Below are 23643 nucleotides of genomic sequence, written 5' to 3' on the forward strand. Positions count from 1 at the left end.
TAAAACTCCATGAAAGACATAGATACACTCATCAGCAACAATGCACTATGGTCAAAGATGCTGGTAGAAGAGGATCCCGGATTTTTTGAAACACTGACGCATACGCAGAATCCGCGCTTTCTATGGATTGGATGCTCCGATAGCCGCGTTCCCGCCGAACGATTAACCGGTCTTGAACCGGGCGAATTATTTGTTCACCGTAATGTCGCCAATCTGGTTATTCACACCGATCTGAACTGCCTCTCAGTGGTTCAGTATGCGGTTGATGTGCTGGAAGTGGAACACATTATTATTTGTGGGCACTACGGATGCGGTGGCGTACAGGCTGCCATTGAAAATACGGAACTGGGGCTGATCGATAACTGGTTGCTGCATATCCGCGATATCTGGTTTAAACACAGTTCTCTACTGGGTGAGATGCCACCGGAGCGCCGTATGGATACGCTGTGCGAACTCAATGTGATGGAGCAGGTCTATAACCTGGGTCACTCAACAATCATGCGCTCAGCCTGGAAGCGCGGCCAGAAAGTCACGATTCACGGATGGGCCTACGGTATTCATGATGGCCTGTTGCGCGATCTGGACGTTACCGCCACCAGTCGTGAATCACTGGAGCAGCGCTACCGACAGGGTCTGTCAAACCTCAGCCAGAAACATACTAATCACAAGCAAACGCCGATGAGTGGAAGCGACGCGTAAACAGTATATTCGGTCTGCCGGTTAGAAACGTGCAGACCGAATAAGCGAAGCGCCATCAGGCACCTCTGCAATTACTCGTCCAACAGTACCACTTTGCCAACATACGGCAGATGACGATAACGCTGGGCATAGTCAATGCCGTAACCGACAACAAATTCGTCAGGAATGGAAAAGCCGATAAATTCGACCGGGACATTCACTTCACGACGAGATGGTTTGTCCAGCAGCGTACAGATCGCCAGAGATTTCGGCTCGCGCAGGCTAAGGATTTCACGCACTTTTGACAGCGTGTTGCCGGAGTCGATGATGTCTTCGACAATCAGTACATCTTTACCACGAATGTCTTCATCCAGATCTTTGAGGATTTTAACATCACGTGTGGTAGACATGCCGCTGCCGTAGCTGGAGGCGGTCATGAAATCGACTTCGTGGGAGACATGCACTTCACGGCACAGATCTGCCATAAACATAAATGAGCCGCGTAACAGACCAACCAGCACCATGTCGCTGCCGCTGTCCTTGTAACGTTCGTTAATTTGACGTCCCAGCTCAGCAATACGCGCTTTGATCTCCGCTTCCGGGATCATGACTTCTACAGTATGTTTCATAAACTATATAACTCACTGATTTTTATCAGTTAACACATCATGCAAATCGAAAGCTCGCGCTAACCACTACACTCGCGACAGCATACAAATAATTCAGTGGATGAAGTATACCAGTAAAGAAGCCGTGTTCCTCTGATAGTTAGCAGGATTGTCGGTAAGTTAAACGCCGGATGACAATTTCATCCGGCAATAAAGTGGTTAAACAGTAAAGCCGAGCATCATGCCGGTATCTTCATGCTCTAACAAATGGCAGTGCGCCATATAGGCATGTTCTTTTGGTGCATCGTGGTCAAACTTCACCAGCACTTCGCTGACGCCGCCTTCGACACGAACCGTATCTTTCCAGCCCGCACGGTGCGCGACAGGCGCTTTGCCATTCTCAGAGAGAATACGGAACTGGGTGCCGTGAATGTGGAACGGATGCAGCATCATGTCGCCCTGACCGGAAATCACCCAGCGTTCATGCTGACCTTTCGTCGCGGCAAACATCGGTTTATTCATATCAAATGCCAGACCGTTAATCCGGTTAGCGTTATGGAAATCAAACTTCCCGCCGTGGTCCATGCTGCCCATTTTGCCGTGATTCATGTTGCCATGATTCATTTTGCCGTGGCCCATCTCGCCATTATTCATATGCCCCATCATCTGCCCGCGCCCCATGCCAGCCATGGCCTGGTCGCCATACTTCTGCATCAGCATTTGCATACCCATCATGTCGAGCATCGGGTCCATTGACAATTGCAGCCTGCGCACCGTCAGTCCTTCCAGCGAAGGCAAGGCTGGCATGGTAGTCAGCGTGTCCGGCAGCGTACCGGAAGCGGTAATACGCAACGGCTGAATACGCATCACCGGATGCGGCTTATCAAAAGGCGCAATCGCCATGCCCATCTGACTCACCGGCAGAGTGACCAGATCGAAGGCGTTGCCGTCGCTGATATCCACCAGCACTTCAAAACGTTCGCCCATCAGCATAGGAAGTTCGGTGACTTTCACCGGCTCCGCCAATAGCCCGCCATCGCTGGCAATGACGTACAGCGGCCGGTTGTCGCTGGCCGCTACGTTAAGTGAACGGGCGTTACAGCCATTTAGCAAGCGCAGACGCAGCCAACCTCGCGGCGCGGCATGCTGCGGATACATCGCCCCGTTGGTCAGCAGCGTATCGCCAAACCAACCGACGGCGGCGGTCATGGTGTCCAGCTGATAATTAATTTGTCCGTCGGCAGAGAACTGTTTGTCCTGGATAATCACCGGAACATCATCAATACCCCACTGCTTCGGCAGCATCAGCTTGCGAATATCCTCATCTTCAATCAGCACCAGCCCGGCCAGCCCCATCGCCACCTGGCGACCGGTTTTGCCGTGCTGATGTGGATGGAACCAGCAGGTCGCTGCCCGTTGATCCGGTGTGAAGGTCACGGAACGTTTACCGCCCGCCGGGATAATGCCCTGCGGCCCGCCGTCAACTTCTCCAGGTATTTCCAGCCCGTGCCAGTGCAATGTCGTCTCTTCGGCCAGCTGATTATAGATATCAACGGTGACTGCTTTACCTTTCTGCAGCTTTACCGCAGGCCCGAGCAAATTACCGTTATACCCCCAGGTCGCGGCGGTTTTACCGGCAAAGGTCGACTGTCCGGCTTTAACGATCAGCTGTATGCGATCGGCGGCATCCGCCGTTAACAGATCGGGAATGGGTAACGCAGGACGCTCGGCGGCAAAAACAGTACGGCTCCAGAGAGGTAACGCTGATGCGACGCCCAGCGCCACGGAATACTTCAAAAAGTCACGACGTTGCATAATCACTTCCTTATATTCAGCAGCTTAAGCAGGCTATCTTTTAAGCATAAGCCCTCCCCTTACGGGAAGGTCAAGTGAACGGCTAATAATAAAGGTCGTCGCTTCGCTCGCAGTGTGCTAACGTTTAAATTCCGTGATGCAGTGGTAGAAGCAATGAAGACGTTTTTCAGAACAATTTTGTTCGGCAGCCTGATGACCGTATGCGCAAACAGCTACGCGCTTAGTGAGTCCGAAGCCGAAGATATGGCCGATTTAACGGCAGTTTTTGTCTTTCTGAAAAATGACTGTGGATACCAGAATTTGCCGAATGGGCAGATCCGTCGCGCACTGGTCTTTTTTGCCCAACAGAACCAGTGGGACCTCAGTAATTACGACACCTTCGACATGAAATCACTCGGTGAAGACAGCTACCGCGATTTAAGCGGCATTGGGATCCCGGTCGCCAAAAAGTGCAAAGCGCTGGCGCGTGATTCCCTGAGCCTGTTGGCCTACGTTAAGTAATGTAATGCCGGATGGCACTGACGCTTATCCGGCTTATAAAGACGCATCCGGCGGTATAATTATCTCTGCTGAACGAATTCGCGGTATGCCGCCACCACCTGAAGGAAATCCTCGACGCCGCACAGAGACAAACTCTCTTCGTCGTAGTAGTTCATCCCTTCTTCCATTTCGTCGCCCGTAAACTCCAGTTGATTGGCGCGCACCATCACTTCTTCGCCATCCAGCCAGAGCGTATACTCATGCCCTGCCCGCTGCCAGGAACGCTCACTGCCTTTTACCGCACGCGCTGCCTGTTCCACTTCATCAAGTAAAGCCAGGTTCTCTTTCACTTCTTCATTAAACCAGTGCCCTACCACTTCGTGGCCCATGGACATACGCACCTTTACCACTCCGGTAATATCGCGCAGAAATTCGTAATCCATAATGTGTTCCTCTGCTCCCGGCAATGCGCCAATACCGCACTGCACCTTGCTGTAATTATCGCAGCAGCGCGGCAGAAAAAAAGCGTAGCGGGTATAAGGAATAGAAATAAAAATGCCCGAAGAAGCTGACCTCTCCGGGCATTGATGCGTTTTTACACAAAACGCGCTAGCGAATTATACCGCCGTCTGGAAAATCACACCTTCCGCTTTCTCGGTGTACTGAGAGAGCTGGTCAAAGTTCAGATAACGGTAGGTATCCACAGCCGTTTTATCTACCTGTGCCACATAGGTCTGATACTCTTCCGCCGTCGGCAGTTTGCCGATCAGTGCCGCCACTGCCGCCAGTTCCGCCGAGGCCAGATAGACGTTCGCGCCGGTACCTAAACGGTTCGGGAAGTTACGGGTAGAGGTCGAAACCACCGTCGCTCCGTCAGCCACACGCGCCTGGTTACCCATGCACAGTGAACAACCAGGGATTTCGATACGCGCCCCGCTCTTGCCAAAGACGCTGTAATAGCCCTCTTCGGTCAGCTGTGCAGCATCCATACGGGTCGGCGGCGCCACCCACAGACGAGCCGGCAACTGCCCTTTATGCGCATCCAGCAGCTTACCCGCCGCACGGAAGTGACCGATGTTAGTCATGCAGGAACCGATGAACACTTCGTCGATCTTCTCACCCTGCACGTCAGACAGCAAACGCGCATCATCAGGATCATTCGGCGCACACAGGATTGGCTCTTTGATATCCGCCAGATCGATGTCGATCACCGCCGCATAGTCTGCGTCAGCATCGGCTTCCAGCAACTGCGGATCCGCCAGCCATTTTTCCATACCCTGCACACGACGCTCCAGCGTACGACGATCGCCGTAACCTTCGGCAATCATCCACTTCAGCAGGACGATGTTGGAAGTCAGGTACTCAATGATCGGCTCTTTGTTCAGCTTGATGGTACAACCAGCAGCAGAACGCTCAGCAGACGCATCGGTCAGTTCGAATGCCTGCTCGACTTTCAGATCCGGCAGACCTTCGATTTCCAGGATGCGACCAGAGAAAATGTTTTTCTTCCCTTTCTTCTCAACGGTCAGCAGGCCCTGTTTGATCGCGTATAGCGGAATAGCGTGTACCAGATCGCGCAGAGTGATGCCCGGCTGCATTTTGCCTTTGAAGCGCACCAGAACGGATTCCGGCATATCCAGCGGCATCACGCCGGTCGCAGCAGCAAACGCCACCAGACCCGAGCCCGCCGGGAAGGAAATACCGATAGGGAAACGAGTATGGGAGTCACCACCGGTACCGACGGTGTCCGGCAGCAGCATGCGGTTCAGCCAGGAGTGGATAACGCCATCACCCGGACGCAGCGACACGCCGCCACGGTTCATGATGAAGTCCGGCAACGTGTGGTGCGTGGTCACGTCAACCGGCTTCGGATACGCGGCGGTATGACAGAACGACTGCATCACCAGGTCTGCAGAGAAGCCCAGACAGGCCAGGTCTTTCAGTTCATCACGGGTCATCGGGCCGGTGGTGTCCTGAGAGCCGACGGAGGTCATCTTCGGTTCGCAGTAAGCGCCCGGACGAATGCCAGTTACGCCGCATGCGCGGCCCACCATTTTCTGCGCCAGGGAGTAACCGCGGCTGCTCTCCGCCACGTCTTTCGCCTGACGGAATACATCGCTGTGCGGTAGCCCCAGCGCTTCACGCGCTTTGGTGGTAAGGCCACGACCGATGATCAGCGGAATACGGCCACCGGCGCGTACTTCATCAATCAGTACATCGGTTTTCAGTTCAAAGGTCGCCAGCAGTTCGTTGGTTTCGTGGTTACGCACTTCACCTTTGTGTGGGTAAACGTCAATCACGTCGCCCATATTCATGTTCGACACGTCCACTTCGACTGGCAGTGCGCCCGCATCTTCCATGGTGTTGAAGAAGATAGGTGCGATTTTGCCGCCGAGGCACAGACCACCGCCGCGCTTGTTCGGCACGTTTGGAATGTCGTCGCCCATGAACCACAGCACGGAGTTGGTGGCAGATTTACGCGAAGAACCGGTACCGACAACGTCGCCAACGTAGGCCAGCGGGTAACCTTTTTTCTGCAGTTCTTCAATCTGTTTGATCGGGCCGACTGCACCCGGCTGATCTGGCTCAATGCCTTCGCGGGCGTTTTTCAACATGGCCAGCGCGTGCAGTGGGATATCCGGACGCGACCATGCATCCGGTGCCGGAGACAGGTCGTCGGTATTGGTTTCACCCGTCACTTTGAACACGGTAACGGTCATTTTTTCCGCCAGCGGCGGGCGGCTCTGGAACCATTCGGCATCAGCCCAGGACTGCATCACCTGCTTCGCGTATGCGTTGCCTGCTTTGGCTTTTTCTTCTACGTCATAGAAATTATCAAACATCAGCAGCGTATGAGACAGCGCTTTGGCGGCAATCGGCGCCAGTTTTGCATCGTCCAGCGCGTCAATCAGCGGATGAATGTTGTAACCGCCCTGCATGGTGCCCAGCAGTTCAATGGCTTTCTCTGGTGTCACCAGTGGGGACGTTGTGTCGCCTTTTGCGACGGCAGCAAGAAAACCCGCTTTGACATAAGCGGCTTCATCTACGCCAGGAGGAACACGGTTGATCAACAGGTCTAACAGGAAATCTTCTTCGCCCACAGGCGGGGTCTTCAGCAGCTCGACAAGTGCGGCCATTTGGGTTGCGTCTAACGGTTTTGGCACAATCCCTAAGGCGGCACGCTCAGCTACGTGCTTACGGTATTCTTCTAGCACGACGGTATCTCCTCGCTCTCATTGTCATATGCGGTAGGCGATTCTCTTCACGCTCCTGTGAGACAGCAGTTTGTAGGGTAAATGCCCGGTACCGCATAAGGCACAATAACAGGATTTTCACTAAGTGTTAATCCGTTTACAAAAAAGCAACATAAAAAATTGGCTGAATCGTTAAGAATGGTATAGCGAGGGGACGAGCAAATTTCAGGTCCCCACAAACCGCCTCAAAGCGGTTGATTTACCACTGCGGGATTCTGAATATTCCAACGACTTTTCAGCCATCAGATATAATTGTGTAATAAATGTTCACACTCTTTTCCCGGACATATCGGGCTGTTCCCCAATAAAAGTCAAAACTGTAAAACACGGGTGAATAATACTCGCGGCAACAGAAACGCCTCACGGCACAGCGCTTGTCTCGTTGGAGTCATTTTATGAAGTTGCCCCTTAAGCCACATCTGCTCGTCCTTCTGTGCAGTGCCGGGCTACTCGCCGCCTCTGGCGTGATGTTCGTCAAAAGCCGCACCACGGAGCCTGCTGCTCCGGCCCCTGTCGCACAGCAACCTTCTGTTCCGGCTCCGACTCCGGCTCCCGTAGCCGCTCCCGCACCGGTCACACCACCCGCTCCTGCCGTTGCGCCGACATACACTGCCGCACAAATCGACCAGTGGATTGCGCCCATCGCGCTCTATCCGGATGCCTTGCTGTCACAAATATTGATGGCATCGACCTATCCGGCCAACGTTATCCAGGCCGCGCAGTGGTCAAAAGACAACCCTAAAATGCAGGGTGACGCCGCTATTCAGGCCGTTGCCGGGCAACCCTGGGACCCAAGCGTGAAATCGCTGGTCGCGTTTCCTCAACTGATGTCGCTGTTAGGTGAAAACCCGCCGTGGGTACAAAATCTGGGTGATGCTTTCCTCGCGCAGCCGCAAGATGTCATGGATTCCGTGCAACGCCTGCGTGCGCTGGCGCAACAAACCGGCGCGTTGCAATCGACGCCACAGCAGACGGTCACCACCGTGGCAAAAACGGCACCGGCTAAAACCGTCACCAGCGAGTCGAAAACCAGTTCAACCACTACTACCGCCACAACAAGCCCAACGGTTATCAAGATTGAATCCGCCGATCCGCAGGTGGTGTACGTCCCCACCTATAACCCGAATACGGTTTACGGAACCTGGCCAAACACCGCCTATCCGCCAACCTATCTGCCGCCAACGCCCGGCGAGCAGTTTGGCAACAGCTTTGTTAACGGTTTAGGCTTCAGCCTGGGTGTGGCGACAACCTATGCTATTTTCAGCAACATCGACTGGGACGACGATGACGACTGGGACCACCATCATAATGATGACTGGGATAATCACGGCGGCTATAACCGCAACGGTGATAACAACATCAATATCAACGTTGATAACTTCAATAAAATCAGCGGTCAGCGTCTGACGGATGCCAACCGTACCTGGCAGCATAACCCGGCCTATCGTGAGGGTGTGCCCTATCCGAATAACCAGCTCAATAATCATTTCCACTCCACAAACACCGCAACGGGGCTCAGCGCGACCCAGCAAAACCCGCAAAGATCGGCCAACCGCGATAGCCAGCGTCAGGCGGCCATGAACCAGATGGAGAAATCAACGGGAAAAACGTTCCCTCAGACAGCGCGTCCGGGAACAAAAGATGCTCAGCGCCAGGCGTCAAATCAGCAGTTGAAGCAGATCTCCCAACGCAACAACTACCGCGGCTACGACACTAAACCACAAACCACGAAGCGGGCAAGCACCCAGCAGCGTGAGAACCGCCAGGCGACGGCGCAAAGGCAGGAGAAACGGGTTTCGCAACCAGTGCAGCAACGCAATGTGCAACAGCGGAATACTACTCAGCAGCGGCCGCGCGCCAACGCGCTGAGCGGCAACGACAGCCGCTCAGGCAGCTGGCAAGCACAGCAGCAGCGAGGTGCCCAGAGCCGGCAGGTCGCCCGCAATCAGCCATCGCGTCAGCCATCTGGCGGTCGTGCTGAGCACCGTGAATTCCGTCATCGTTAAGGGAACCGACATGAAAAATAAACTACTCAGTGGAATGGTGTTGTTCATGGTTTCGACCACCGCGATGGCACAACAATCCTTCAGTACACCAGACCAGGCAACCGATGCGCTGACAAACGCGATCGGTAAGCAAAATGAAAGTGCGATGAACAACCTGCTCGGGGAAAACTGGCGCGATTTCCTGCCGCCAGAAGGCGTCGATCCTGATGCCGTCGACCGCTTCCTGCGCGACTGGAAGGTCCATCATAGCACCGTCATCGATGGTGATACGGCACATCTTGTTGTCGGAGACAGCAACTGGCAGTTGCCTATCCCGGTTGTCAAAACAACCTCCGGCTGGCAATTTGATATGCACGAAGCCGCCGAAGAGATTCAGACCCGTGAGATTGGGCGTAACGAACTCGCCGCTATCGAAGCATTACATGCCTATGTAGATGCTCAGCAGAGCTATTTTGCGATGAACCAAAAGTATGCGCAGAAGATTGTCAGCTCTGAAGGGAAAAAGGACGGTCTGTACTGGCCCGTCGCCCCAGGCGAAGCGCCAAGCCCTCTGGGACCGGCCTTCAGCCCGCAAGAACCCGGCATGGGCTATCACGGTTATCGTTTCCGTATCCTTCCCGACACAGCCAGCGGCTTTGCGATGGTAGCCTGGCCCGTCAGTTACGGTCACACTGGCATAATGAGCTTTATGATTAGCGGGGATGACACGGTCTACCAGGCGGATCTTGGAGGAACATCGCAGCATAAAGCGCAGGCGATGACCGCCTACGCCCCGGATAAAACCTGGCAGCCCGTCGCGCAGTAAAGCGGCGCAAACCGTAGGCCGGGTCAACGTTGAGCGACCCGGCTTCTTTTTTACAGAATGTTAGCCACTGACTTCGCCAGTTGTGCTTCCAGCACAGGTTTAGCTTCTTCGAACTTCAGGTTAACTTTGTTAGCGTTAGAGACCACGCGGGTCTGGTATTTCGCGCGGTCACCCTTCTCGCTGCTGGTTTGCAGTTTGATGCCCGAGGTCCCCTGACGCAGGGCTGCGACGTTATCCGTGGTCACTTTCGCTTTGCTGCGTTCGGAGATTTGCAGGTCGGTAACCATGGTGTAGTTCACGTCTTCAACCATCGCATCTGCCGCCATACCGATCAGACCCGCTGCCAGGCCAACACCTAGTGCCGCGCCGGAAGAGTTGCTGTTATACGCCGTAATTCCCGCGCCTAAAGCCGCGCCCATCGCCGCCCCTTCATAGCCGGTCTTCAGGAATCCCTGCGACTCACGCAGATCCATTTTGTCCGCTTTCAGCACGTTTGCCTGTACCCAGTAGTAGGCGCTGTCCGGAGAACTGGTCACTTTGTACCCTTTCGCTGACAGGTCATTGGCTAACAGCATCTGCAGGTTACTCATATCTTTATCAGACGTGTTTTTTACCTGAATGTAGACGGTCTTTTCGCTGGAAGGCTCCAGCCAGATGGTTTCACTCATCTGCGTTTTCACTTCAAGGTTACGTTTTTTCACGGCGGTAGTCATTGCACCGCACCCGCTCAGCGTCATTGCCGCGACAACCATGCCAACAACCGCGATTTTTTTTAAAGACATGTTTTTTCCTTTTTTCGTGTAATAAAGAGTCCAGAACCCCTAAACCGCGCGGCCAGTAGCCACACAATGGTGAAAAAAGTATCGGCAGTTGAAAGGAAATTTTTAGCGGAAATATCAATAAGATGACTACCAGAACAGGTAGTTACAGACAAAAAAAACGCCTCCGAAGAGGCGTTTTCACAAAAGCGGCAAGATTACTTCTTCTTCGCTTTCGGGTTCGGCAGGTCGGTAATGCTACCTTCAAACACTTCTGCCGCCAGGCCCACGGACTCGTGCAGAGTCGGGTGCGCATGGATGGTCAGCGCGATGTCTTCAGCATCACAGCCCATTTCGATCGCCAGACCGATTTCGCCCAGCAGCTCGCCGCCGTTGGTACCGACAATTGCACCACCGATAACACGGTGAGATTCTTTGTCGAAAATCAGTTTGGTCATACCGTCTGCGCAGTCGGAAGCGATAGCACGGCCAGAAGCAGCCCACGGGAAGGTGGCGGTTTCGTAGCTGATGCCTTTCTCTTTCGCTTCTTTCTCAGTCAGACCGACCCAGGCAACTTCTGGTTCGGTGTAGGCGATGGATGGGATAACTTTCGGATCGAAGTAGTGTTTCTTACCAGCGATAACTTCAGCGGCAACGTGACCTTCGTGCACACCTTTGTGCGCCAGCATCGGCTGACCGACGATATCGCCGATAGCAAAGATGTGCGGTACGTTGGTACGCAGTTGTTTGTCTACGCGGATGAAGCCACGGTCATCAACTTCAACGCCCGCTTTGCCTGCGTCGAGGTTTTTACCGTTCGGTACACGACCGATAGCGACCAGTACAGCGTCGTAACGCTGTGCTTCAGCAGGCGCTTTTTTGCCTTCCATGGAAACGTAAATACCGTCTTCTTTCGCTTCAACGGCAGTCACTTTAGTTTCCAGCATCAGGTTGAATTTCTTGCTGATGCGTTTGGTGAAGACTTTAACCACGTCTTTATCGGCAGCAGGGATAACCTGGTCGAACATTTCAACCACGTCGATCTCTGAACCCAGCGCATGGTAAACGGTACCCATTTCCAGACCGATGATACCGCCACCCATAACCAGCAGGCGTTTTGGTACGGTTTTCAGTTCCAGCGCGTCGGTGGAATCCCACACGCGCGGATCTTCATGCGGAATAAACGGCAGTTCGATCGGACGGGAACCCGCCGCGATGATCGCGTTGTCGAAGTTGATCACGGTTTTGCCGTTTTCGCCTTCAACTTCCAGGGTGTTCGCCCCGGTAAATTTACCCAGACCGTTTACCACTTTCACTTTACGGCCTTTGGCCATGCCAGCCAGACCGCCGGTCAGTTGAGTGATAACTTTTTCTTTCCAGGTACGAATCTTGTCGATATCAGTTTTCGGCTCACCGAAGACGATACCGTGATCGGCCAGCGCTTTCGCTTCTTCGATAACTTTTGCTACGTGCAGCAGCGCTTTAGAAGGGATACAGCCGACGTTCAGACAAACACCACCAAGGGTGCTGTAACGTTCTACGATGACGGTCTCCAGACCTAAATCTGCGCAACGGAAGGCAGCAGAGTAACCTGCCGGGCCTGCCCCAAGTACCACGACTTGAGTTTTGATTTCAGTGCTCATCATGACCTCTTAATTTATACCCGTCGTCCACCGGGTCGTTCTATCCGCCGGTATTTTACAAAATTGTTAACAATTTTGAAACAACAAACGGCAACCGATTTGTCTTTCGCACAATAACCTCACTGACATCATGAGATTACCAGAAAAAAGCCGGCCGTCGGGCCGGCTTTTTCGCTTACATCACCAAACGGCGAATGTCAGACAGCGTGTTGTTGATGATGGTAATGAAACGAGCACCATCAGCACCGTCAATCACGCGGTGGTCAAAGGAGAGAGAAATCGGCATCATCAGACGCGGAGTAAACTCTTTACCATTCCACACCGGTTCAATAGCAGACTTGGACACGCCAAGGATAGCCACTTCAGGCGCGTTCACAATCGGTGCGAAGTGGGTAGTCCCCAGGCCGCCGATGCTGGAGATAGTGAAGCAACCGCCCTGCATTTCGCCAGCCGTCAGCTTACCATCACGCGCTTTCTTGGAGATCACCGTCAGTTCACGAGACAGCTCGGTAATGCTCTTCTTGTTCACGTCTTTAAAGACCGGAACAACCAGACCATTTGGCGTATCTACCGCAACACCGATGTTGATGTATTTCTTCAGCGTCAGCTTCTGGCCGTCTTCGGACAGGGAGCTGTTGAAACGTGGCATCTGCTCGAGAGCCGCCGCAACCGCTTTCATGATGAAGACAACCGGGGTGAATTTCACGTCCAGTTTGCGCTTCTCAGCTTCGGCGTTCTGCTGTTTACGGAACGCTTCCAGATCGGTGATATCGGTTTTGTCGAAGTGAGTAACGTGCGGGATCATCACCCAGTTACGGCTCAGGTTAGCACCTGAGATTTTCTGGATACGGCCCAGTTCCACTTCTTCGATTTCACCAAACTTGCTGAAGTCCACTTTCGGCCACGGCAGCATACCCGGGATACCGCCGCCGGTAGCAGCAGCTGGTGCAGCTTCAGCGCGTTTAACCGCGTCTTTCACGTAAGCCTGAACGTCTTCGCGCAGGATACGACCTTTACGGCCAGACCCTTTCACTTTCGCCAGATTCACACCGAATTCGCGCGCCAGGCGACGAATCAGCGGAGTCGCGTGAACGTAAGCGTCGTTTTCAGCGAAGTCAGATTTACCTTCCGCTTTAGCAGCCGGAGCCGGTGCTGCGGCAGGTGCAGGTGCTGCGGTCTGAGCCGGAGCAGCAGCTTGTGCAGGGGCAGCAGCCGGTGCAGCGCCTTCAACTTCGAAAACCATAATCAGAGAACCGGTTTTCACTTTGTCGCCGGTGCTGATTTTGATTTCTTTCACGGTACCTGCGAACGGCGCCGGAACTTCCATCGATGCTTTGTCGCCTTCAACGGTGATCAGTGATTGCTCAGCGGCAATTTTATCGCCCACTTTGACCATCACTTCAGTGACTTCAACTTCGTCACCGCCGATGTCCGGTACGTTAACTTCTTTAGAGCCAGAAGCCGCCGGAGCCGCTGCTGCTGGAGCTGCAGCCTGAGCCGGAGCAGCAGCAGGCGCTGCGCCCGCTACTTCGAAGACCATGATCAGGGAGCCGGTAGACACTTTGTCGCCGGTGCTGATTTTGATCTCTTTCACGGTGCCCGCGAACGGTGCCGGTACTTCCATAGAGGCTTTATCGCCTTCTACAGTAATCAGAGACTGTTCAGCCGCAACGGTGTCGCCCACTTTGACCATGATCTCAGTGACTTCAACTTCGTCACCGCCGATGTCCGGTACGTGTACGTCTTTCGCTGCCGCAGCAGCCGGTGCAGCGGCCGGAGCGGCTGCTTTCTTCTCTTCTGCCGGAGCAGGTGCAGCAGCTGCTGCACCGTCGGCGGAATCGAAAATCATGATCAGTTTGCCGGTCTCAGTTTTATCGCCAACAGAGACTTTAATCTCTTTAACGATACCCGCCTGAGGGGACGGAACTTCCATAGAGGCTTTGTCGCCTTCTACGGTGATCAGCGACTGTTCAGCTTCAACTTTGTCGCCCACTTTGACCAGGATCTCGGTGATTTCAACTTCATCAGCCCCGATGTCCGGTACATTGATTTCGATAGCCATTATTCTTTTACCTCTTACGCCAGACGCGGGTTAACTTTATCTGCATCGATATTGAATTTGGTGATAGCGTCAGCAACCACTTTCTTATCGATTTCGCCACGTTTAGCCAGTTCGCCCAGTGCCGCTACAACCACATAAGAAGCGTCAACTTCGAAGTGGTGACGCAGATTTTCACGGCTGTCAGAGCGACCGAAGCCGTCAGTACCCAGTACACGGTAATCATCAGCCGGTACGTAAGTACGAACCTGTTCGGCAAACAGTTTCATATAGTCAGTAGATGCTACAGCCGGCGCGTCGTTCATCACCTGAGCAATGTACGGAACGCGTGGGGTTTCCAGCGGGTGCAGCATGTTCCAGCGCTCACAATCCTGGCCATCACGCGCCAGTTCAGTGAAGGAAGTGACGCTATACACGTCAGAACCTACGCCGTAGTCGTTCGCCAGGATCTGCGCTGCTTCACGTACGTGACGTAGAATAGAACCGGAGCCCAGCAGCTGAACTTTACCTTTGCTACCTTCGAGGGTTTCGAGTTTGTAGATACCTTTACGGATACCTTCCTCAGCACCTGCTGGCATTGCCGGCATGTGGTAGTTTTCGTTCAGCGTGGTGATGTAGTAGTAAACGTTCTCTTGTTTCTCACCGTACATACGCTCCAGACCATCATGCATGATGACCGCAACTTCGTACGCGTAAGACGGATCGTAAGAGATACAGTTCGGGATAGTCAGAGACTGAATATGGCTGTGACCATCTTCGTGCTGCAGACCTTCGCCGTTCAGCGTTGTACGACCGGAAGTACCACCGATCAGGAAGCCGCGTGCCTGCTGATCGCCCGCCTGCCAGCACAGGTCACCGATACGCTGGAACCCGAACATGGAGTAGTAGATGTAGAACGGGATCATTGGCAGATCGTTGGTGCTGTATGAGGTCGCAGCTGCCAACCAGGACGCGCCAGCACCCAGTTCGTTGATACCTTCCTGCAGGATCTGACCTTTCTCGTCTTCTTTGTAGTAAGCAACCTGCTCACGGTCCTGCGGGGTGTACTGCTGGCCGTTCGGGCTGTAAATACCGATCTGACGGAACAGACCTTCCATACCGAAAGTACGCGCTTCGTCGGCGATGATCGGCACCAGACGATCTTTGATCGACTTGTTCTTCAGCATCACGTTCAGGGCACGAACGAAAGCGATAGTGGTGGAGATTTCTTTGTTCTGCTCTTCCAGCAGCGCACCGAAGTCTTCCAGAGCCGGCAGCTCCAGCTTCTCGGTGAAGTTCGGCTGACGAGCCGGCAGGTAACCGTGCAGTTTCTGACGCTGAGCGTGCAGATAGGTATGCTCTTCAGAACCTTCCGGGAAGGTAATGTAAGACAGATTTTCAACCTGCTCATCGGTTACAGGAACGTTGAAACGGTCGCGGATGTAACGCACGCCGTCCATGTTCATTTTCTTAACCTGGTGCGCGATGTTTTTACCTTCAGCGGTGTCACCCATGCCGTAACCTTTGATGGTATGGGCGAGGATTACAGTTGCTTTGCCTTTGGTTTCCTGCGCTTTTTTCAATGCAGCGTAGACTTTCTTCGGATCGTGACCACCACGGTTCAGAGCCCAGATCTGCTCGTCAGTCCAGTCAGCAACCAGTGCTGCGGTTTCCGGGTATTTACCGAAGAAGTGCTCACGAACATATGCGCCATCTTTGGATTTGAAGGTCTGGTAGTCGCCATCAACGGTTTCGTTCATCAGCTGGATCAGTTTACCGCTGGTGTCTTTACGCAGCAGCTCATCCCAACGACCGCCCCACATGACTTTGATAACGTTCCAGCCAGCGCCCGCGAAGATACCTTCCAGTTCGTTAACAATCTTGCCGTTACCGGTGACCGGGCCGTCAAGACGCTGCAGGTTACAGTTGATAACAAAGACCAGGTTGTCCAGTTTTTCACGGGTCGCGATGGTGATCGCACCTTTAGATTCTGGCTCATCCATCTCGCCGTCGCCCAGGAAGGCGTAAACGGTTTGTTTAGAGGTATCTTTCAGGCCACGGTGTTCCAGATACTTCAGGAACTTAGCCTGGTAGATAGCACCGATTGGACCCAGACCCATAGAAACGGTCGGGAACTGCCAGAATTCTGGCATCAGTTTCGGGTGCGGGTAGGAAGACAGGCCTTTGCCATGAACTTCCTGACGGAAGTTGTTCATCTGCTCTTCAGTCAGACGACCTTCCAGGAATGCACGTGCATAGATGCCTGGAGAGATGTGGCCCTGGAAGTAAATCAGGTCGCCGCCATCCTGCTCGTTGCGTGCGCGGAAGAAATGGTTGAAGCAAACATCATATACCGTTGCGGAGGACTGGAAGGATGCCATGTGGCCACCCAGCTCGAGGTCCTTTTTAGACGCACGCAGTACGGTCATGATGGCGTTCCAGCGGATAGCAGAACGAATACGACGCTCCAGCTCCAGATTGCCCGGGTATTCCGGTTCATCTTCAACGGCAATAGTGTTTACATAATTGCTTGCCCCTGTACCTGCCGCTACTTTCACGCCGCCTTTGCGGGCTTCTGAAAGCAGTTGGTCGATCAGATACTGAGCACGCTCAACACCTTCTTCACGGATGACCGATTCGATCGCCTGTAGCCAGTCGCGAGTTTCGATCGGATCCACGTCATTTGGGAAACGTTCTGACATGGGGGTATTCCTTATCTATCTAGTACGTTGAGTTATCTGGAACCTGTCCCATTGTGTTCTTGCTCGCAAGAGCACAATAAGACAGGTTCTGCGTTTAGTTGCCGCGCACTTTAATTGGCGCTTGATTTACAACATCTTCTGGTTAATTTTCTGCCAGAAAAATCACTAATTCTTTCGTTGCTCCAGACGGCGTAAGGCGCGTTCACGACGGCTTTCCTCACGGCTTCTGTCCAGGAGAATTTCTTCAATAAACGCCAAGTGACGGTGGGACGCTTCGCGTGCCTCTTCCGGCTTCCCGGCGATAATCGCTTCAAAAATACGCGTACGGTGACTGCTTACCAGCGGCAGCATATCCCGACGCGAATACAGCAATTCAAAGTTTTGACGGACGTTCTGCGCCAACATCGGCTCCATACAGCGGAGCAAATGGAGCAGCACCACATTATGCGCCGCTTCGGTGACAGCAATTTGATACTGCAGTACCGCATCAGATTCGCCGTCAAGATCGCCGGACTGTTGAGCAAGCTCGATCGCATGGTGGAGTTCACGGATACGCGTTTTATCTTCATCCGTGCTGCGTAGCGCGGCGTAATAAGCGGCAATACCTTCCAGCGCATGGCGCGTCTCAAGCAGGTCAAACTGGGATTCAGGATGGTCGGAGAGCAGCTCTACCAGTGGGTCGCTAAAGCTCTGCCACAGGCTACTCTGAACAAAAGTGCCACCACCCTGACGACGAAGCAGCAACCCCTTCGCTTCGAGACGTTGGATCGCCTCGCGCAAGGAGGGGCGGGAGACGTCGAACTGTTTTGCCAGTTCGCGTTCCGGTGGGAGTTTTTCTCCAGGGCGAAGTGTCCCCTCAAGAATTAAAAACTCCAGCTGCTGCTCAATCACATCGGAGAGTTTTGGTTGGCGGATTTTGCTGTAGGCCATGATTTCCTGTCTTAAGCCATTTGCCCGGAGTCAATTGGTCTTACCAATTTCATGTTCTTGACGCTAAAGTAACAAAGTATTCACCTTCTGTCCATACAGGTTTTGATTGAAATCAGTAAAGGAGGCATATTTTAACAACATTACAGAAATAACGTTTCAAACATGTAACTATGCACAAATGTTAAATTTACCCCTCACTGGGTAGTTTTAACGTAATTGAAACGAAAAACTATCCCATCTGAACCGATTCACCTGCTTATTTATCGATATTTGAAGCAAAATTAACGAATAAAAATTCAAATGTTCAATTTTGCGGTAGAAAAACGCGTGTTTACAAATGGTTTCTTTTTATTCAACTCGTCATCCTCCCTTCATAAAGCAGGTGCATTCGCGCTCGCATAACATTATTCTGATCAAGACAAAAGTATTTAGGCAACATTTTACCGACCATTGCCGTAAACAAATTAATACAACAAACGGAATTGCAAACTTACACACGCGTCACTGCGTGGTTCAAAATATAAGTACTCGAAAGATGAAGAGTAAAACCACACACGAGGTTTAATGATGGAAAGTCAACAGCATGGCGATCAGCTAAAGCGCGGTCTTAAAAACCGTCATATACAGCTTATCGCGCTGGGTGGCGCGATAGGCACCGGGTTATTCCTCGGCAGCGCGTCCGTTATCCAGTCTGCAGGGCCGGGTATTATTCTGGGTTACGCTATCGCCGGTTTTATCGCCTTTTTAATTATGCGCCAGTTAGGTGAAATGGTCGTTGAAGAGCCGGTTGCAGGTTCCTTCAGCCACTTTGCCTATAAGTACTGGGGCGGTTTCGCCGGTTTCTCCTCCGGCTGGAACTACTGGGTTCTGTACGTTTTAGTTGCCATGGCTGAGCTGACCGCCGTCGGGAAATACATCCAGTTCTGGTATCCGGAGATCCCTACCTGGGTGTCTGCGGCCGTCTTTTTCGTGGCCATCAACGCCATCAACCTGACCAACGTGAAAGTGTTCGGTGAGATGGAATTCTGGTTTGCCATTATTAAGGTCATTGCGGTCGTGGCGATGATTCTGTTCGGCGGCTGGCTGCTGTTTAGCGGCAACGGTGGCCCGCAGGCCAGCGTTAGCAACCTGTGGGATCAAGGTGGCTTCCTGCCGCACGGCTTCACCGGTCTGGTGATGATGATGGCGATTATCATGTTCTCCTTCGGCGGTTTGGAGCTGGTTGGTATTACCGCAGCAGAAGCGGATAATCCGGAGCAGAGCATTCCGAAGGCCACCAACCAGGTCATCTACCGTATCCTGATTTTCTATGTCGGTTCGCTGGCTGTACTGCTTTCCCTGATGCCATGGACGCGCGTGACGGCAGATACCAGTCCGTTCGTACTGATCTTCCACGAGCTGGGCGACACGTTTGTGGCTAACGCGCTGAACGTCGTGGTACTGACCGCCGCCCTTTCTGTCTATAACAGCTGCGTGTATTGCAACAGCCGTATGCTGTTCGGTCTGGCTCAGCAGGGTAACGCGCCGAAAGCGCTGATGAGCGTGGATAAACGCGGCGTACCGGTCAATACCATCCTGGTCTCCGCGCTGGTCACCGCGCTGTGCGTCCTCATCAACTATCTGGCACCGGAATCTGCATTTGGCTTACTGATGGCACTGGTGGTCTCCGCACTGGTGATCAACTGGGCGATGATTAGCCTCGCGCACATCAAGTTCCGCAAAGCGAAACAGCAGCAGGGCGTTGCCAGTCGCTTCCCGGCGCTGTTCTACCCGCTGGGCAACTGGGTCTGCCTGATTTTCATGGCGGCAGTGCTGGTGATTATGCTGATGACGCCAGGCATGGCGATTTCCGTTTACCTGATCCCGGTGTGGATTGCCATTCTTGGCGTCGGTTATCTGTGTAAGCAGAAAACGGCCAAAGCAGTTAAAGCACATTAATTCTCACCCCCTACCTGCAAAGGTAGGGGGTGTTACCTGCCTCACACTTTCCCGCAAATAACTGTTTCATCCATATCAGTGGCGTTATCCTGCAACGCAAAAACACCTTCACCAGACAATAATTCTCTCCATATCTTATTTATGGAGCGCAGTTGATGGAAACCAGTAAACTGTCGGTGAAAGAAAAGATCGGCTATGGCATGGGCGACGCCGGATGCAACATCATATTTGGCGCCATCATGTTGTTTGTTAATTATTTTTATACAGACATATTTGGTCTTGCACCTGCTTTGGTCGGCGTTTTACTGCTCTCAGTACGCGTTATTGATGCCGTAACGGACCCTATTATGGGCGCAATGGCCGATCGCACACGCAGTAAATATGGTCGATTTCGTCCATGGTTATTGTGGATTGCCTTCCCGTACGCATTATTCAGCGTCCTGATGTTTACCACCCCAGAGTGGAGTTATAACAGCAAAGTTATCTATGCGTTTGTCACCTACTTCCTGCTGTCTATTACCTACACTGCGATCAACATACCCTATTGCTCACTCGGCAGCGTCATCACCAACGACCCGAAAGAGCGCGTCGCCTGTCAATCTTATCGCTTTGTGCTGGTAGGCATTGCCACCCTGCTGCTTTCCCTCACCTTACTGCCGATGGCTGACTGGTTTGGTGGCGAAGACAAAGCTAAAGGCTATCAGATGGCGATGGCCGTGCTGGCCTTTATTGGTATGTGCATGTTCCTGTTTTGCTTCACGACAGTACGCGAACGCGTACAACCTGCCGTCCAGACAAACGACGATTTAAAAGCCGACCTGAAAGATGTCTGGAAGAACGATCAATGGGTAAAAATCTTGCTGTTAACTTTGTGCAACGTCTGCCCGGGTTTTATTCGCATGGCCGCCACCATGTACTACGTCACCTGGGTGATGCAGCAAAGCACGCAGTTCGCGACGTTGTTTATTAGCCTTGGTGTTGTCGGCATGATGATCGGCAGTATGCTGGCGAAGGTCTTAACCGATCGCTGGTGCAAACTGAAAGTGTTCTTCTGGACCAATATCATCCTGGCGATTTTCTCCGCCGCGTTTTACTTCTTCGATCCGAAAGCCACCATGATGATTATGGTGCTCTACTTCCTGCTCAACATCCTGCATCAGATCCCTTCCCCACTGCACTGGTCACTGATGGCCGATGTCGATGACTACGGCGAATGGAAAACCGGGAAACGCATCACCGGGATCAGCTTCTCCGGCAACCTGTTCTTCCTCAAGCTGGGCCTGGCGATTGCCGGAGCGATGGTTGGCTTCCTGCTCTCCTGGTACGGTTACGACGCTGGTGCTAAAGCACAAAGCGAATCCGCTATTAACGGTATTATGCTGCTGTTTTCCATTATTCCGGGCGTAGGTTATCTGATTACCGCAGGCGTGGTTCGTCTGCTAAAAGTTGACCGCGTGTTTATGCAGCAAATCCAGTCAGACCTGGAAAAACGCCGCGCCAACTACCGTGAATTGAATGAATACCATGACGTTAAATCGACTGAACACGTAAGGAAAGCCTGATGAATCAGTGGCCAAATCCCTTTATCGAACAGCGTGCCGATCCGTTTATTCTCCATGACGGCAGCCACTATTATTTCATTGCTTCGGTGCCTGAATACGACCGCCTGGAGATCCGTCGGGCTGACTCACTGGAAGGACTACGCTCCGCCACTCCGGTGGTCATCTGGCGCAAACCAGAAAGCGGCCCGATGAGCGAGCTGATCTGGGCGCCAGAAATCCATCATCTTGCCGGCAAGTGGTACATCTATTTTGCCGCCACCCACACTCAGGCGCTCGACAAGATGGGGATGTTCCAGCACCGTATGTTTGCCCTCGAGTGCACAGATGCCGATCCGCTGACAGGAAAATGGACAGAGAAAGGCCAGATTAAAACGCAGTTTGATACCTTCGCACTTGATGCCACCACCTTTAACCACCAGGGAAAACAGTGGTACCTGTGGGCGCAGAAATCTCCCGATATCGCCGGGAACTCCAATATCTATCTCGCAGAGCTGGAAAATCCGTGGACGATTAAAGGCGAGCCGGTGATGCTCAGTCATCCTGAGTATGACTGGGAGTGCCGTGGCTTTTGGGTTAACGAAGGTCCCGCCGTGATGGTGCACGGCGACAAGCTGTTTGTCAGCTATTCCGCCAGCGCCACCGACGAAAACTACTGTATGGGGCTACTGTGGATTGATCTCAGTGCCGACCCGCTAAACCCGGAAAACTGGCATAAATCACCGCGCCCGGTCTTTACCACCAGCTATGAAAATCGTCAATACGGACCAGGGCACAACAGCTTTACGCAAACGCAGGAAGGGGAAGATGTGCTGGTATATCACGCGAGAAACTACACCGAAATCGAGGGCGATCCGCTGTACGACCCCAACCGCCATACACGTTTGAAGCTTGTTCGCTGGGACGAAAACGGAATGCCAGATTTTGGCATCCCGCCTGCTGATACGATTTGAATGATTGCCCGGAAGCATACAGCAACCGGGCAACGCCTTGTCGTAGGTCAGATCAACAACCTAAATTAACGCGCCATAGATGGTTAACACGGCAATCACCACCACCACCGCAAACGACGTTTTCTTCGCCAACGCCACGGCTGCTTTTGGGGTTTCGACTTTATCGGCGTGCGGTTCACGTGCCAGTGAGAACTGTGCCAGGCGCGTTAATACCTGATACTGCGAGGTATGCAGATCCGCCAGCGAGGCAAACCACGCGGGCAGCGCCTTCTCACCATGCCCCAGCAGCGCATAAACTACACCAGCCAGACGCACTGGGATCCAGTCCAACACATGCAGAATCGCATCAATACCCGATTGTAAACGCTGATGCGGGGTCAAATACCGTGCCAGCCAGGACTGCCACGCGCGTAAGAAGGCATAGCCGACCAGCGTCACCGGCCCCCACGCGCCCCCCACGATCAACCAGAACAGCGGAGCCAGATAAAAACGAAAGTTATTCCACAACAACGCATTTTGCAGCTCACGCAAATACTCCCGCTCATTACATTCCGGCGGTACACCATGGATAAGCGTTAATTCGCTGGCCATCGCTTCACGGGCGTGGGCATCGTTGCGGGATGCTGCATTCAGGTACGCATGATAATGCAAACGTATCTTGCCAGCCCCGATACACAGCACGCCAATTAAGATCCACGCCACCAGTAAAGGCGCGTTAAACAGCAGTCCATGGAGTGCACGCAGCAGCAGGAATGTCACGCCCATCGCAATCATCGTCATGCCGAGGGTGCGAATCATAGAAAAATGCTTAATCCGGCGGAAAAAGGCTTCAACCCGATGATCAAGCTGCCAGTGCTCACCCAGCTTAAACAGGCGCTCGACAATCAGCACCAGTAATGTTGTAAACAGCGTCATGTCATCTCCTTGTGTGACGAGGGGGTGACCAGGGCGCGAAACCTTTCCCAGTCAAAAGACGGTCCCGGATCGGTCTTGCGCTCGGGCGCAATATTGCAATGCCCGGTCATGTTATTGGCAATCGCCGGATAACGCTGAATCAGTACCTGCGTTATGGCCGCCAACTTCTGGTACTGTGCATCGGTATAAGCCAACGCATCCGTCCCTTCCAGCTCAATACCAATCGAAAAATCATTACAACGTTCGCGGCCCTGATAGTTCGACACGCCCGCATGCCAGGCGCGTTTATCAAAAGGGACATACTGTACTATCTCGCCATCACGGCGAATCAGACAATGAGCAGAAACGCGTAAATGGGCGATCTCGGCAAAAAAAGGATGAGCGTTGGGATCAATTGTGCCCGTGAATAAGGCGTCGATCCACGGACCGCCAAACTCACCGGGTGGCAGGCTGATATTATGCACCACCAGCAAAGAAGGGTTTTCGTCATCCGGGCGGCAATCGTAATGGGGAGAGGGAACGCGTCGCGCCTCTGTCAGCCAGCCCTTGTCTAACAACATG

General features: G+C 53.0%; 18 protein-coding genes. 7 read left to right on the top strand and 11 right to left on the bottom strand.

The genetic code is table 11. The features are described 5' to 3' along the window. The first annotated feature begins 9 nt into the window (after positions 1-9). A complete protein-coding gene (can, locus tag E4Z61_RS12955; RefSeq protein WP_135323127.1) occupies positions 10-699 on the top strand; it encodes a carbonate dehydratase in 690 nt (229 codons plus the stop codon). A 71-nt stretch (positions 700-770) separates the two neighbouring features. On the opposite strand, the gene hpt is transcribed toward can, so the two are convergent. Together hpt and cueO are read right to left on the bottom strand one after the other, a co-directional pair. Next, positions 771-1307 carry a hypoxanthine phosphoribosyltransferase gene (hpt, locus tag E4Z61_RS12960; RefSeq protein WP_003018658.1) on the bottom strand — a complete coding sequence of 179 codons (537 nt, stop codon included), beginning with the start codon at positions 1305-1307 and terminating at the stop codon, positions 771-773. A 198-nt stretch (positions 1308-1505) separates the two neighbouring features. After that, a complete protein-coding gene (cueO, locus tag E4Z61_RS12965; RefSeq protein ID WP_135323128.1) occupies positions 1506-3101 on the bottom strand; it encodes a multicopper oxidase CueO in 1596 nt (531 codons plus the stop codon). 153 nt (positions 3102-3254) lie between these two features. On the opposite strand from cueO, the gene E4Z61_RS12970 reads away from it, so the two are divergent. Then, a complete protein-coding gene (locus tag E4Z61_RS12970; RefSeq protein WP_135323129.1) occupies positions 3255-3602 on the top strand; it encodes a YacC family pilotin-like protein in 348 nt (115 codons plus the stop codon). 59 nt (positions 3603-3661) lie between these two features. On the opposite strand, the gene yacL is transcribed toward E4Z61_RS12970, so the two are convergent. Both yacL and acnB read right to left on the bottom strand, forming a co-directional pair. Next, positions 3662-4024, bottom strand: a complete 363-nt coding sequence (gene yacL, locus E4Z61_RS12975) for a protein YacL (protein ID WP_135323130.1) — start codon at positions 4022-4024, stop codon at positions 3662-3664. Positions 4025-4198: 174 nt separating this feature from the next. Next, positions 4199-6796: a bifunctional aconitate hydratase 2/2-methylisocitrate dehydratase gene (gene acnB / locus E4Z61_RS12980; protein ID WP_135323131.1), complete on the bottom strand. Its 2598-nt coding sequence runs from the start codon at positions 6794-6796 to the stop codon at positions 4199-4201. 434 nt (positions 6797-7230) lie between these two features. Between acnB and E4Z61_RS12985 the strand changes: the two genes are divergently transcribed. Beyond that, positions 7231-8841 (top strand): DUF3300 domain-containing protein, encoded by a 1611-nt coding sequence (locus E4Z61_RS12985; RefSeq protein WP_135323132.1) that lies wholly within the window; start codon positions 7231-7233, stop codon positions 8839-8841. Positions 8842-8851: 10 nt separating this feature from the next. Beyond that, positions 8852-9646, top strand: a complete 795-nt coding sequence (locus E4Z61_RS12990) for a DUF2950 family protein (protein WP_135323133.1) — start codon at positions 8852-8854, stop codon at positions 9644-9646. Between the two features lie 50 nt (positions 9647-9696). Here the strand turns inward: E4Z61_RS12990 and traT are convergent, their stop codons facing one another. The 5 genes from traT to pdhR all read right to left on the bottom strand — a co-directional run bounded on the left by traT (position 9697) and on the right by pdhR (position 17717). Continuing rightward, complete coding sequence (traT, locus tag E4Z61_RS12995) at positions 9697-10428, bottom strand: conjugal transfer complement resistance protein TraT (protein WP_135323134.1); 732 nt, start codon at positions 10426-10428, stop codon at positions 9697-9699. A 194-nt stretch (positions 10429-10622) separates the two neighbouring features. Next, positions 10623-12047 (bottom strand): dihydrolipoyl dehydrogenase, encoded by a 1425-nt coding sequence (gene lpdA / locus E4Z61_RS13000; protein ID WP_135323135.1) that lies wholly within the window; start codon positions 12045-12047, stop codon positions 10623-10625. A 175-nt stretch (positions 12048-12222) separates the two neighbouring features. Beyond that, complete coding sequence (gene aceF, locus E4Z61_RS13005) at positions 12223-14109, bottom strand: pyruvate dehydrogenase complex dihydrolipoyllysine-residue acetyltransferase (protein WP_135323136.1); 1887 nt, start codon at positions 14107-14109, stop codon at positions 12223-12225. A 14-nt stretch (positions 14110-14123) separates the two neighbouring features. Beyond that, the gene (gene aceE, locus E4Z61_RS13010) at positions 14124-16787 is read right to left on the bottom strand and encodes a pyruvate dehydrogenase (acetyl-transferring), homodimeric type (RefSeq protein ID WP_135323137.1); all 2664 of its coding nucleotides are present in this window, start codon (positions 16785-16787) and stop codon (positions 14124-14126) included. Between the two features lie 165 nt (positions 16788-16952). Further along, positions 16953-17717, bottom strand: coding sequence for a pyruvate dehydrogenase complex transcriptional repressor PdhR (pdhR, locus tag E4Z61_RS13015; RefSeq protein WP_096758283.1), 765 nt, complete (start codon positions 17715-17717; stop codon positions 16953-16955). A gap of 564 nt (positions 17718-18281) precedes the next feature. Between pdhR and aroP the strand changes: the two genes are divergently transcribed. From aroP to E4Z61_RS13030, 3 genes are all read left to right on the top strand, one after another. After that, positions 18282-19655 carry an aromatic amino acid transporter AroP gene (gene aroP, locus E4Z61_RS13020; RefSeq protein WP_167817555.1) on the top strand — a complete coding sequence of 458 codons (1374 nt, stop codon included), beginning with the start codon at positions 18282-18284 and terminating at the stop codon, positions 19653-19655. 155 nt (positions 19656-19810) lie between these two features. After that, positions 19811-21217: a glycoside-pentoside-hexuronide (GPH):cation symporter gene (locus E4Z61_RS13025; protein ID WP_135323138.1), complete on the top strand. Its 1407-nt coding sequence runs from the start codon at positions 19811-19813 to the stop codon at positions 21215-21217. Then, complete coding sequence (locus tag E4Z61_RS13030; protein WP_135323139.1) at positions 21217-22167, top strand: glycoside hydrolase family 43 protein; 951 nt, start codon at positions 21217-21219, stop codon at positions 22165-22167. The genes E4Z61_RS13025 and E4Z61_RS13030 overlap by 1 nt, the downstream gene beginning before the upstream one ends. Positions 22168-22227: 60 nt before the next feature. Here the strand turns inward: E4Z61_RS13030 and ampE are convergent, their stop codons facing one another. Next, positions 22228-23082: a beta-lactamase regulator AmpE gene (ampE, locus tag E4Z61_RS13035; protein WP_135323140.1), complete on the bottom strand. Its 855-nt coding sequence runs from the start codon at positions 23080-23082 to the stop codon at positions 22228-22230. Continuing rightward, positions 23079-23642: a 1,6-anhydro-N-acetylmuramyl-L-alanine amidase AmpD gene (gene ampD / locus E4Z61_RS13040; protein ID WP_135323141.1), complete on the bottom strand. Its 564-nt coding sequence runs from the start codon at positions 23640-23642 to the stop codon at positions 23079-23081. Before ampD ends, ampE begins: the two co-directional genes overlap by 4 nt. Position 23643: the final 1 nt, after the last annotated feature.

Source organism: Citrobacter tructae, from assembly GCF_004684345.1.
GTDB lineage: Bacteria > Pseudomonadota > Gammaproteobacteria > Enterobacterales > Enterobacteriaceae > Citrobacter > Citrobacter tructae.